The following is a 12,708-nucleotide window of genomic DNA, read 5'->3' as shown; positions in this document are numbered from 1 at the left end:
TTTAGCCCTCTCTGTTACCCAGCAAGCCGCGCGGCCTGAAGATCAGTATTAACACCAACAGCAAATACGGCATGACCGGTGCTGCCTGAGAGATCGTAACCTGGGCTAAGGCATAGCCTGGCAAATCTGGCGTCAGCGGCACACCAGCTTTGAGCAGAACGCTGGCAAGCGAATAATCAATAGCGACTGCAAATGTCTGCACGATGCCTATCAACAGTGAGGCGACAAAAGCACCGGCCAGCGACCCCATGCCACCGACCACGACCACCACAAAGATAATACTGCCCAGTGTGGCGGCCATCCCGGGCTCAGTCACAAAAGCATTGCCACCCACCACACCCGCCAGCCCGGCCAGTGCACAGCCGCCGCCAAATACCAGCATAAATACACGCGGCACATTGTGCCCGAGCGCCTCAACGGCGTCAGGATGGGTCAGCGCTGCCTGTATCACCAGACCAATGCGGGTTTTGGTCAGCATGAGATAAATCGCGAGCAGCATCGCCAGTGCAACCAACATCATAAAGCCACGGTAGACTGGAAAAGTGGTGGTGTAAATGGTGAATAAGGGACCTTCCAGCGAAGTCGGGATCGCATAGGGCACATTGGATCTGCCCCAGATCAGTTGTACCAGCTCCACAATCACATAAGACAAACCGAAGGTGAACAGCAGTTCGGGAATATGGCCATAGCGATGTACATGGCGCAGACCGTACTTTTCCACCAGCGCGCCCAATACACCAACCAGTAAGGGTGCCAGAAAAAAAGCAGGCCAAAAGCCGAAACGACTACTCAGCATATAGGCGAAATACGCACCCAGCATGTAGAAGCTGGCATGGGCAAAATTCAGCACCCCCATCATGCTGAAAATCAAAGTCAGGCCCGACGACAGCATGAACAGCAGCAGCCCGTAGCTGACGCCATTGAGCAGGCTAATCAAAATAAATTCCACAACACATCCTTTCCAACCACTGGTATGCGTACTTAACTTTTCGCGAATGGCAGATTTCAGACAAATACAGGCAAAAAAAGAGAGCCGGCACCGCAGTGCGGCTCTCTTTCAGATTTGCTTACGATGGCCGTTTCATCTGGCAGGAAGATGGCTGGGAAGCGACGAAAGCGTCGATTTTTTGATTGGTTTTCCAGCCCAGCCCGGTATTTTCCTGATCGTATTTGACGTCTTTGCCATTGGTTTTTACCCAGGTAGCGATATACAGGGGCTGCTGCAACTGATGGTCGGTTTTACGCATGGTGACTTCACCGTTCAGGCTGCGGAAGCTCAGTCCCTCCAGGGCGAAAGCGACTTTAACCGGATCAGTGGACTTAGCCTGTTTCATCGCATTCGACAGACCTAAGAGCACAGAATAAGTCGCAATTGAATAATAGTCGTCTTTGTACTTAGCCTTGAATCCTTCCACGATGTCTTTACCGGAGAAAGTCTCATTATTCGGATTCCAATAGGCGACATATTTCACATGATCGATACCGGCCGCGCCCATTGCTGTCGGCACGCCTGTGGTGGACGCGTAATAGGTGTAGAAGTTCGCTTTCAGATCTGCGTCTTTAGCGGCCTTAATCAGCAGCGCCAGATCTGCGCCCCAGTTACCAGTGATGACGGTATCCGCGCCAGATGCTTTGATCTTGGCGATATACGGGGCAAAATCCTTGACCTGACCGATAGGATGCAGATCGTCACCGACTATCTGGATATCGGCACGTTTGCGTGCCAGGTATTCCTTGGCGGCACGTGTGACTTGTTGGCCGAAGGAATAATTCTGGCCGATGATGTAAATTTTTTTGATGTTCTTATCTGCCGCCATATAGGTGGTCAGGGCTTCCATCTTCATGTCGGAATTGGAATCAAAGCGGAAGTGCCAGAAGCTGCACTTGCTGTTGGTCATATCCGGATCGACTGCGGCATGGTTCAGGTAAACAATTTCTTTACCGGGATTGCGCTCATTGTGTTTATTGATAGCGTCCAGCAAGGCCATCCCAACGCCAGATCCATTGCCCTGGGTGACATAGCGAAAGCCTTTGTCTATCACGGTTTTCAGTACATTCAGGGATTCCTGCGGGCTGCCTTTATTGTCGAAGCCAACCACCTCCAGCTTATGTTCGCCCGCCCATTTTTCGGCATTTGCCTTGTCGGCTACATACTGAAACGAGTTGAGGATATTTTGTCCGACTGGCGCAAATGGGCCAGAGAGAGGATCGATATAGGCGATTTTGATGGTTTCCGCCTGGCTCAGGGAAGCACTGGCGCAAAACAGTGTGCCCAGTGCGATGTGTACTGCCCGTTTGCTACATTTCATATGCTCACTCTCCGGTATTGATGGTCTGATGGGACTACATAAGGACGGATACAGCCTTGCATGAAACTGTGTTACTACTCTCTGTATGGATACCTGCAGGAAGAATTGCCCGACGATGTGCCAGCTATAAAGTAGGTCTGCTCGCTACAGCCTCACTTCGGACTGGACTGCTTGTGAAGTGAGGCGACATAACATCAGACGGTCGGCAACTGATGCTCTTTAAATTGCTCACGCAGTTTATTTTTCAGGATTTTGCCAGTTGCACCCAGTGGCAGCGCTTCAATAAAGGCGATGTCATCCGGTATCCACCACTTGGCTACTTTACCTTCAAAGAAATGCAAAAGTTCTTCTCGCGTGACTTCTGCGCCCTGCTTTTTCACAACCAGCAATAGCGGCCGCTCATCCCATTTAGGATGGAATACACCGATACAAGCGGCCTGCATGACCGCAGGATGCCCCATCGCCACATTCTCCAGATCGATACTGCCTATCCATTCGCCGCCTGACTTGATCACGTCTTTGCTGCGATCGGTAATTTGCATATAGCCATCTGCGTCTATGGTCGCCACATCACCGGTGGCAAACCAGCCATTTTGCAGCACATCACCGCCATCACCTTTGTAATACGCACTGATAATCCAGGGGCCTTTGACCAGCAAGTTGCCATAGGTTTTGCCATCCCATGCCAACTCCTTACCTGCGTCATCTACTATTTTCATCTCTACGCCGTACAGAACATGGCCCTGCTTGGTCAGTACCGCTTCTTTTTCACTTTCTGGCAGCTCAGTGTGTTTGGCAAGTAAAGTACAGGCCGTACCCAAAGGCGACATTTCTGTCATTCCCCACGCATGAACGACCTCAACGCCATAGGTATGGCGCAGGGTGTGCATCATGGCTGGAGGACAGGCTGAGCCACCGATGACCGTGCGTTTAAAGCTGGAGAAACGCAACTCGTGTTGGCTCACATGGTTTAACAGCCCTAACCATACGGTGGGCACACCGGCAGAGAAAGTAACCTGTTCTTGTTCAAATAATTCATACAGAGACTTACCATCCAGGAACGGTCCCGGAAACACCAGTTTCGCACCAGTCAGTGGTGCCGAATAAGGCAAGCCCCAGGCATTGACGTGAAACATAGGAACGACAGGCAATACCGTGTCGCGGGCAGACACATTCAGCCCATCTGGCAATGCCGATGCATAGGAATGCAGGATAGTTGAACGGTGAGAATACAGTGCGCCTTTGGGATGCCCGGTTGTGCCTGAGGTGTAACACAGGCTGGAGGCTGAATTTTCATCAAACAAAGGCCATACAAAATCTGTGCTTTGTGCCGCCAGTAATTCTTCGTAACACAGTAAGTTGCTGAGCTTGCTGTCTGCGGGCATATGGGATCGGTCGCACATCATGACGAAGCCCTTCACACCCGGGCAGTGGGCTGCAATCCCTTCCACGATGGGCAGGAAAGTGATGTCGAAAAACAGGTACTGATCTTCCGCATGGTTGATCATGTAGACGATTTGCTCGGGATGCAGGCGTGGATTAATCGTATGCAATACAGCGCCTGAGCCCGACACTGCATAATAGGCCTCCAGGTGGCGGTAGCCATTCCAGGCGATAGTCGCCACGCGATCTCCGAGCTTCACCCCAAGCTGAGTCAATGCATTGGCCAGTTGCTTACTGCGTTGATGACATTGGCTATAGTTATAGCGATGAATATCTCCCTCTACCCGTCGGGAGACGATTTCACTCGTACCAAAATACCGGTCAGCATGCTCAATAATGCTGGAAATCAGCATCGGTTTTTCCATCATTTGACCCATTAAAGGACTCTTAGGGTAGGCTGACATCTGTTCTCCTCGTATGAATTCGGGTTGGTTAGTGTTTCGTTGGTTTTAGAGCGAAAAGACTAAATTAAATTCATGGCAGATTTTTGTACGACCGTGCGGAAAGGTCAATCTTTATTCATTTTGCAATGCAGCAACTGTTTCTTTCGAGATTAACTGTTTCATGAAGTCGCCATCTTTTTGCATTATTTGAGCGAAAAATTGCAAAAAAAAACCGCAGCTTAAGCTACGGTTTTGTATGTGCTGGAATCAGGCTACGGTTCCGGGCTTCTTGAAGCGTGGATTTTGCCCGGTTAATGGCGTACCGGTTTGGATTTCAAACTTAGCTTGTTTGTCTTTCCCCAGTACAGCTACCAGGTAAGGCATGACTTCTTTTAATGTTGCCACCAGCGTCCACGGCGGATTCAGGATGAACATACCACTGCTGTGCAAGCCAAAGCCGTCTGGTGCCGGACCGCTGATCGATAAACTCACATTCAGCCATTCCTTGCACTCAACCCGCTTCAGCTTTTCTGGCAGTTCACGCGATTCCATGCGCTGCAAAATCGGATACCAGACTGCATAGGTACCACTTGGGAAGCGCTTGACCGCCTCATCCAGGGCCGATTTGACACGACGATAATCATCTTTGACTTCGTAAGGTGGATCGATCAATACCAATGCGCGACGTGATGGCGGTGGCAGCAGGGTTTTCAGGCTGTCAAAACCGTCCGTATCGGAAATGATAATCCGCTTGCCACGTACGGTTGGGCGCTTGCCCTGCTCTGCCTGATGTGCGTCCAGCTTACGGAAATTCTCGCTGAGCACTTTGATTTCGCTAGGATGCAATTCAAACAGACGCAGCCTGTCTTGCTCACGCAGTATTTTCTCTGCACAAAATGGCGAACCCGGGTAATAGCGCAGCTTGCCGCTGGGATTCAAGTCCTTAATCAGCTTCATGTACTCTGCCAAGGCTGGCGGTAAATCAGTTTTACCCCACAGTGGCCCAATACCGGTTTCGAATTCAGCATTTTTAGTGGCATAGCCGCTGTCTAAGGCATACAAGCCGGCACCGGCATGGGTGTCGATATACGTGTAGGCGGTGTCTTTTTGATTCAGGTATTGAATTAACTGAACCAGAACAAAATGCTTTAACACGTCGGCATGATTGCCAGCATGAAAGCCGTGGCGATAGCTGAACATGATTGGTATTCCTATAAAAAATGAAAGGCAAGCTGCAAAGCAGATTGCCGTTGTTTGCTGAAGTTTGCTGAAACCGGACAGCGTCAGCGATGTAGCCTGTCGAGGACCTGATCAGGCGATGCGCTTACCCAGTATCAGTAAGTCCCGTTCTATGCCATCCAAATTGGCAACGCGCGGCATGTTGGCCCAGGTGTCGAAACCAAAGCGTTTAAATAACTCCAGACTAGCCTGATTATGTCCAAAAATAAAGCCTAATAAGGTATGAACCTGAATCGTTGGGGCGTGCGCTATAGCCAGTTGCAGGAATTTTTTCCCCAAACCGCGGCCGCGCGCGTCTTCATGCAGATAAATAGACAGCTCCGCTGTTCCGGAGTAAGCCGGACGTCCATAAAAATTGGAAAACGAAAGCCAGCCTGTGATTTTACCATTTTCCTCACTCACCCATAAGGGTCTGCGGTCCGGCGTATGCTCAGCAAACCAGTTCTCACGGGAAGCAACTGTAATTTCTTCGGTATCCGCCGTTACCGCACGGGACGCAATGGTGGAATTATAGATAGCGACTATCGCTGGCAGATCATCGGCCTGGGCCAGACGATAATGGAAACCGGAACTCATCAAACTACTTTCATCATCAAATGGTGTGGGTGGCACGGCTGGAGCGTACTGCCGCTCCTAAAGCTTCTTCTATGCGCAAACGGATACGGGTACCGGTTTCATCCGGCGGGAAATGCACACCTATACCTTGCGATTTATTGTTTCCGGCTCCGGCTGGTGTGATCCAGGCGACTTTACCGGCGATAGGGTATTTTGCCGGATCATCCAGCAAAGTCAGAATCAGATAAATTTCCTCACCAATACGGTAATTTTTATTCGTCGGCACGAAGATGCCACCATTTTTGAGGAATGGCATGTAAGCGGCAAACAGAGCCGCCTTTTCCTTAATAGCGAGCGATAAAACGGAAGGACGGTTAGGTGCGCTGACGGCGGCGCTATCATTCGACATATCTGACATAGCTGAATATCCTGATGTTAAGCGAAGGCTGCTGCGTATTCCAGCAACATATCTTCGAGAAATAATTTAGGCGACAAAGGATGAGTGGCAATCGCTTGTCTTTCATTGTTAGCCTTGATCATTTGCATCAAACGATCTGTGTTGACGCGCAATGCCAGGCCAGCAATTTCTTTTTCATAACGCGGATAATACCGGATTCTGGCGCTCTGTTTGTAAGAAAACAGGTCATATAACCAACGTTGCATCCATGCGATCGTGGTTGGCACATCCATTTTCTGCATTTTATCGGCCAGTTTTAAGGCCATATCGCTACCCGGTTGCGCAATGTGATTCAGGAAATCCTGCATCGCTTCCCGGGTTTCTGACTGCGCCATCTCCATGGCTGCCAGCGGCGCACCGCCTTGTTGCGCAAGCCAGACATCCGCGTCGGCGACGCCTTGTTGTTTGAGCCAGTCCAGCGCCAGGGAGTGCTCAGGCAAACTCATAGGGAATTTGTGGCAGCGCGACAGGATAGTCGGCAACAGCTTATCAATACTGTGGCAAACCAAAATAAAGACGGTGTCTTTTGCTGGTTCCTCTAAGGATTTCAGTAAGGCATTGGCGGCTGGAATATTCAGAGCTTCCGCCGGGTAAAGCACAATCACACGCCGCCCCTGCCTGTGGGTCGAAATGTTCATGAAATCCGACAAGGCACGGATTTGATGAATCACGATTTCTTTGGACGGCGTTTTGCTGGCTTTCGCTGATTTGGTATTGCTGTCAGCTTCCACATCTTGCGCAGCAGCCTCTTCTTCATCCAGCAATTCCGGACGCACACGGCGGTAATCCGGATGACTGTACTGGCTAAACCAGCCGCAGGACGCGCATTGCTGGCAGGCGTGGCCAGCACTATCCGGCGTTTCGCATAACAGGGATTGCGCCATCTGCTCAGCGAAGCGGGTTTTGCCTATGCCTTGCGGGCCATAGAGCAGGAAAGCATGTGGCAAACGATCCCGCAAGCCCTGAAAATACTGCCAGGAGCCGGATTGCCAGCTGTATAGAGGATTCATAGACTTATTCTGCCTGCTGCAGTAACAGATCGAGGATAACAGCTAACTCTTGCTGAATCTCAGGAATACTGCGGGTGGAATCAATAATCCGGAAACGCTGCGGGAATTGCGCGGCACGACGCAGGTATTCATTTCTGGTATCCGCAAAAAACTGGGCTTTTTCCTGTTCAAACTTATCCAGTTCACGTGTTGCATCCAGTCTGGCACGCGCGACTTCTAAGGGCACATCAAACAGCAAGGTAATGTCAGGTTGCAGATCAGGATGCACCCATTGTTCCAGTTGATTCAGCTTCTCGAGTGACAAATGACGCCCTCCGCCCTGATAGGCAAAGCTGGCATCGGTAAAGCGATCTGAAATTATCCAGTCACCGCGCTCCAGTGCTGGTTGTATGACTTCAGCGATATGTTCACGCCTGACCGCAAACATCAGCAAGGCTTCGGTTTCCAGATGCATGCTTTGTTTGAGCAGGATGTCGCGCAATTGCTCGCCCAACGGTGTGCCGCCAGGTTCGCGACTGCAAATCACCTGATGACCGTGCGCTTGCAGGCGCTGCTGCAGGTAGTCCGCTACATAGCGGATATGGGTCGATTTTCCGGCGCCATCGATACCTTCAAAGCTGATAAATTTTCCACGCATACTCTATTCCTTAACGTTGATACTGATTTACGGCGCGGTTATGTTCGCTCAGATTAGTCGAAAAATGGCTGGTCCCATCGCCACGCGCCACGAAATACAGTGCATCGCTGCTGGCCGGATTTAAAGCCGCCGTGATGGATGCCAGCCCAGGCAAGGCAATCGGGCTGGGTGGCAAACCTGGCCGTGTATAAGTGTTGTAGGGGGTATCAGTCAACAAATCTTTTTTGTAAATCTTACCCTGATACTTAGCGCCCATGCCGTAGATCACGGTCGGATCTGTCTGTAACAGCATGCCGGTTTTAAGGCGATTGACAAACACCGCAGCGATTAATGGCCGCTCAGCTTGCTGCCCGGTTTCTTTCTCTATGATGGAAGCCATAATCAATGCTTCCTGCTTGTTTTTATAAGGCAGTCCGTTGGCACGCGCCTGCCAGGCTTCATCCAGCTTTTTCATTTGCAATGCATAGGCTTGCTGATACACCTGTAAGTCGCTGCTACCTTTGGCAAACAGATAGGTATCCGGATAAAACATGCCTTCGGCATAGCTGAGTTCAGGATTGATCTTACGAATCAGTTCGGCTTCGCTCAACTGACTGGTGTCGTGTCGCAGGCCGGGATGCGCATCAATCAGCTTGCGCATCTGAGCAAAAGTCCAGCCTTCTATAATGGCCACGCTCGCTTGCGAAAAATCACCGCGTACCAGCTTATCTAGCAAAGCGAGCGGCGTGCTGCCTGATTCAATTTCATAAGAGCCAGCCTTGAGCCGGTTAGCTTTGCCCGACCACCGTGCCAATGCCTCGAATAAGAATGCAGGCGCTGGTACGCCTGCTGCCTCGATCTGACGTGCAGCAGCACGCACACTGCTACCGGGTTGTATCGTGAATTCTTTTTTTGCGCCATCCATGTCCATGCCCAGCTGTGACCAGTAATAGAAGCCGCCGGCTGCACTGGCAGCGATTAAAAAACACAGCACGATCAGGTTTTTGATCAGTCTCATCAGTCTTATCAGTCTCAAACAGGGGGTGGCAGAACGGGATTTTGTAAGGCGCGTAGTTTACCGCATGTCGCATGCGAAGTTGAGCTTATCCGGCGCGGATCGCTGTAAATTTTATTGCTTCACTGCGGGCGCGGAACCCGCGGTCATACACGAATTGATCAATTATGATATATATCGCCCTATATCGAATTGTTTTATAAGGTTACGCTTCACTATGTCGCAAGAATTCGCTGCCCGCCACCAGTTAACATTTTCAGAAAACCGTCTCCATGGCTATTCACCTGCCTGGAATCAGCCCGCATTTCAGCAAGGCTTTGTCAGCTTGCTGGCTGATCAGGGATTGACACTGATCAGCGGCGACGATGCTGCCAGCTTCCTGCACGGGCAGATCAGCAATGATGTCGAACGCTTGCCGCAAAATGCGGTGCGCCGCGCAGCCTACTGCACCGCCAAGGGTCGTATGCTGGCCAGCGTTTTGTATTGGAAAACCGAACAAGGCATCATGCTGCAAATGGCGCGTGACCTACAAGCCAGCACCCAAAAGCGTTTGCAAATGTTTGTACTGCGCGCAAAAGCAAAACTGGCTGACTGCAACGAGCAGTATGTCAGTATCGCCCTTGGCGGAGCTCAGGCACATGCTGCGGTACAAAGCTGGTTTCCGGAATTGCCTGCAGATGGTAAACAGCGCAGCAATGCCGCTGGCACTCTGATACGTCAGGACGGCGTGCAAGGTTTGCTGCGCCTGATCTGGATATGCCCGGCCGCGCTGGCAGATCAGGCCTGGACTCAGTTATCAGCGCAATTGGCGGTCTGTAATTCGAGTGACTGGTATCTGAGTAATATCTTGGCTGGCATCCCGCATATACAGGCGGCGACGCAAGAAAAATTTGTACCGCAAATGATTAATTTCGAATTAGTCGGTGGTGTGAATTTCAGAAAAGGCTGCTATCCGGGCCAGGAAATCGTGGCGCGCAGCCAGTATCTGGGCAAATTAAAGCGTCGTATGGCACTGGGACAGGTAGCGACTACGGACCTGGTGGCTGGCATGGATGTGTATCACGCAGACCACCCTGAGCAAGCCTGCGGCACCATTGTGAATGCAGAAAATGCGGGCGCGGATAGCAGTCTGATTTTATTCGAATCCACGCTGGCAGATCAGGAGGCAGGCATACTGCATGCAGGCAGCCCGAATGGCCCGGTCATCAGTCTGATGCCTCTGCCCTACGCGATTGTGGATGTCACGCGCGATTGAGCTTAACGATGCGCTGAACTTCAGGGCAAAGCGAGATATCAGTATGGATTGCTATATTTACTTTAAGACGCCGGAAGCAAAGTCCGGTGCGGTCATTGCAGAAGTCGCTCTGCTACAGCAACGCCTGCGCGCCCTGTCTCCTGAACTGCAGCAGACAGGAATGGCATTGCAGCGCCGTCCAGAGTTAAAGCAGGGACTGATCACCTGGATGGAAATTTACCGTGAGGTGCCGGACAACTTTGAAGCGCTGTTGCGCTCCGCATTGCAGCATGTGGATTTTCCTGAGTTGCAGTATGCTGAGCGTCACGCTGAATATTTTGTGGATGTAGTGGTATGTGCCTGATTGTTTTTGCCTGGAAGTTACTCCCTGATACACCACTGGTGGTTGCGGCCAACAGAGATGAGTATTACGCCCGCGCTGCCAGTGAGGCGCATCACTGGCAAGATAAACCAGGTATTTTCGCTGGTCGTGATTTGCAGTCCCATGGTACCTGGCTGGGTATACGCAGCCTGAGTCAGGATGCGCTGCAGGCGACTAAGTTTGCCGCTGTGACCAATGTGCGTGCGCCTTCTGAATCGAAAGAATCGGCACGCAGCCGCGGCGAACTGGTCAGCCGCTTCCTCGAAAATGATATCTCTGCGGCTGAATATGTGCGTCAGATTGCCGCCTTTGATGATGAATACAATGGCTACAACCTTTTGGTCAATGATGGCCAGGACATGATCTGGTATTCCAATCGTCACCGCGACAATCCGAAGAATGGCATCGCTTTAGCACCGGGCATTTATGGTGTGTCGAATGCTGCGCTGGATACCTGCTGGCATAAGGTAGTCCGCACTAAAGCTGAATTCGCGAGCCTGATTTGTCAGCTGGCGCCACAAGACGCTTTTTTTGAAATGCTGTCAAATACGACGCAGGCTCCGGATTGCCGTTTACCCGATACCGGCATTTCTTTCGAACGCGAGCGGCTGTTGTCCTCCCCCTGCATCGTGTCGCAAGACTATGGCACCCGGGTTTCAACCCTGCTCAGAATACACCACGACGGCAGCACAGAATTTATGGAAAAAACTTTGCGCTGAGTGCGGGTCTCTCGCGCTGGATGGATGCGCTTATCTCAAACCTTATCCAGCTTTGCACGCATCAGTACCAGCAGTGCGGCTGCCTTCAGGATGCTGGGCACGACCGCATACGTGATCGTCAAAGCACTCAAAGCTTGTACACTGCCTGAGACTGCATTCGGTGTATAGCCCGACCATTCCAGCGCGGGCAGAACCAAGCCTGCCGCCAGTGCCAGATTCATTTTGTTTGCCCAGTTCCAGACTCCGAAATAGCTGCCCTCATACTTATCGTGATGTCCGGCTGCCTGTATCACACCCGCCAGCAAGGCCGGTGGCAGCGCAAGATCTGCGCCAAGTGCAAAACCGGATAGCACACAAATTACTGCAAATGCAGTCAGATCCCCCGCAGACAATAGCGTAGCCCAGACAAAGCTGCTGATCGCAAGCAGCATGCCTATCGCCCAGGCGCGGCTTTCATGGATACGCGCCGCCAGCCAGCTCCAGACTGGCATAGAAATAGCAGCACTTAAGAAATAGGCCAGCAATAACAGCCCTGCGCTTTGCTCCAGCCTGAGTTTATCTTTCACGAAAAACAGAAATAAGGTGGCCGGAATCGCGGCGGCTATCCCATTAAGTACAAAGACCAAAAACAGTTTGCGGAAGTCGCGTCCGGCAAATAGCTGGCGCAAAGACAGGGCATTGTCCCTGGCTGCGGCGGGTGTCGATGGCTGATGGCGATCCGGTGTCCAGCGCAACAGACTGCTGAGTGCGATCACACTGCTGATTAGCAGCAGCCAGGACAGATGCTGAACCGGTGCAAACTGTACGAATAAGGCGGCAGAAATCACTCCGAGCAAACCCACAAATTCTCTGCTTGCGGTGAGTCTGGTACGCCATGCCGGATCGGCACTCAGCGTTGCGCCCCAGCTTTGATAAGCGATGCTGGCCAGACTAAATCCAGCATACACCAGCATGAGTGAGCCACACAGCCAACTCAGTAAAGCCGTACCAGACCAGGCCGGTGGATGGAATAAAGCATGAAAACCTGTGAGCAAAGCTGGTACTGCCAGCAGCAAAAAACGGCGGAATCCAGTTTGCGGTGAGTAGCGATCAATATAGCTGCCTGCCAGCGTATCAAAAAAGGCATCCAGCATTCGGGACACCAGCAAAATACTGCCTATCAGCGATAAGCTCAGACCAAACTGCTCAGAATAAAACTGCGGTAAATACACATAGACTGGCAAGGCCAGCATCGCGAGCGGATAAGCAAACAAGGCATAGGCCAGAATTTGCCAGCGGCTCAGCAGTACACCGTCACAGTTGGATAGTTGGCTCATGAGTGGAAGAAATAAAAAAACGCGTCCATG

Annotated in this window: 13 protein-coding genes; 3 read left to right on the top strand and 10 right to left on the bottom strand. The window is 51.4% G+C overall.

Translation table 11 applies throughout. The annotated features are described in order from the left end of the window. Position 1: 1 nt before the first annotated feature. The 9 genes from EYB48_RS01800 to mltG form a co-directional block, all read right to left on the bottom strand. Complete coding sequence (locus tag EYB48_RS01800; protein WP_162018558.1) at positions 2–949, bottom strand: branched-chain amino acid ABC transporter permease; 948 nt, start codon at positions 947–949, stop codon at positions 2–4. A gap of 118 nt (positions 950–1,067) precedes the next feature. Beyond that, positions 1,068–2,309 carry a branched-chain amino acid ABC transporter substrate-binding protein gene (locus EYB48_RS01795; RefSeq protein WP_162018557.1) on the bottom strand — a complete coding sequence of 414 codons (1,242 nt, stop codon included), beginning with the start codon at positions 2,307–2,309 and terminating at the stop codon, positions 1,068–1,070. Positions 2,310–2,503: 194 nt separating this feature from the next. After that, on the bottom strand, positions 2,504–4,156 hold the full coding sequence (locus tag EYB48_RS01790) for a 3-(methylthio)propionyl-CoA ligase (protein ID WP_162018556.1): 1,653 nt from the start codon (positions 4,154–4,156) through the stop codon (positions 2,504–2,506). A gap of 246 nt (positions 4,157–4,402) precedes the next feature. Beyond that, positions 4,403–5,335, bottom strand: a complete 933-nt coding sequence (locus EYB48_RS01785) for a 23S rRNA (adenine(2030)-N(6))-methyltransferase RlmJ (protein ID WP_162018555.1) — start codon at positions 5,333–5,335, stop codon at positions 4,403–4,405. A 111-nt stretch (positions 5,336–5,446) separates the two neighbouring features. After that, positions 5,447–5,950 carry a GNAT family N-acetyltransferase gene (locus EYB48_RS01780; RefSeq protein WP_162018554.1) on the bottom strand — a complete coding sequence of 168 codons (504 nt, stop codon included), beginning with the start codon at positions 5,948–5,950 and terminating at the stop codon, positions 5,447–5,449. A gap of 16 nt (positions 5,951–5,966) precedes the next feature. Next, a complete protein-coding gene (locus tag EYB48_RS01775; RefSeq protein WP_408058241.1) occupies positions 5,967–6,347 on the bottom strand; it encodes a PilZ domain-containing protein in 381 nt (126 codons plus the stop codon). 17 nt (positions 6,348–6,364) lie between these two features. Beyond that, positions 6,365–7,396, bottom strand: coding sequence for a DNA polymerase III subunit delta' (gene holB / locus EYB48_RS01770; RefSeq protein ID WP_162018553.1), 1,032 nt, complete (start codon positions 7,394–7,396; stop codon positions 6,365–6,367). A 4-nt stretch (positions 7,397–7,400) separates the two neighbouring features. Continuing rightward, positions 7,401–8,033 carry a dTMP kinase gene (gene tmk / locus EYB48_RS01765; protein ID WP_162018552.1) on the bottom strand — a complete coding sequence of 211 codons (633 nt, stop codon included), beginning with the start codon at positions 8,031–8,033 and terminating at the stop codon, positions 7,401–7,403. A 10-nt stretch (positions 8,034–8,043) separates the two neighbouring features. Further along, positions 8,044–9,030: an endolytic transglycosylase MltG gene (gene mltG / locus EYB48_RS01760; protein WP_162018551.1), complete on the bottom strand. Its 987-nt coding sequence runs from the start codon at positions 9,028–9,030 to the stop codon at positions 8,044–8,046. A 214-nt stretch (positions 9,031–9,244) separates the two neighbouring features. Between mltG and ygfZ the strand changes: the two genes are divergently transcribed. Genes ygfZ through EYB48_RS01745 form a run of 3 tightly spaced genes read left to right on the top strand, consistent with a single transcriptional unit; the run spans position 9,245 to position 11,362 of the window. Next, positions 9,245–10,282: a CAF17-like 4Fe-4S cluster assembly/insertion protein YgfZ gene (ygfZ, locus tag EYB48_RS01755; RefSeq protein ID WP_162018550.1), complete on the top strand. Its 1,038-nt coding sequence runs from the start codon at positions 9,245–9,247 to the stop codon at positions 10,280–10,282. A gap of 43 nt (positions 10,283–10,325) precedes the next feature. After that, positions 10,326–10,625 (top strand): DUF4936 family protein, encoded by a 300-nt coding sequence (locus EYB48_RS01750; RefSeq protein ID WP_162018549.1) that lies wholly within the window; start codon positions 10,326–10,328, stop codon positions 10,623–10,625. Beyond that, a complete protein-coding gene (locus EYB48_RS01745) occupies positions 10,616–11,362 on the top strand; it encodes an NRDE family protein (RefSeq protein WP_162018548.1) in 747 nt (248 codons plus the stop codon). The genes EYB48_RS01750 and EYB48_RS01745 overlap by 10 nt, the downstream gene beginning before the upstream one ends. 35 nt (positions 11,363–11,397) lie before the next feature. On the opposite strand, the gene EYB48_RS01740 is transcribed toward EYB48_RS01745, so the two are convergent. Further along, a complete protein-coding gene (locus EYB48_RS01740; protein WP_162018547.1) occupies positions 11,398–12,678 on the bottom strand; it encodes an MFS transporter in 1,281 nt (426 codons plus the stop codon). Positions 12,679–12,708 lie beyond the last annotated feature (30 nt).

The organism is Cognatundibacterium crateris (assembly GCF_010078235.1).
Lineage (GTDB): Bacteria > Pseudomonadota > Gammaproteobacteria > Burkholderiales > Burkholderiaceae_D > Undibacterium > Undibacterium crateris.
The sequence above is the reverse complement of the archived record's forward strand: the minus strand, read 5'-3'. Positions and strand labels throughout refer to the sequence as shown.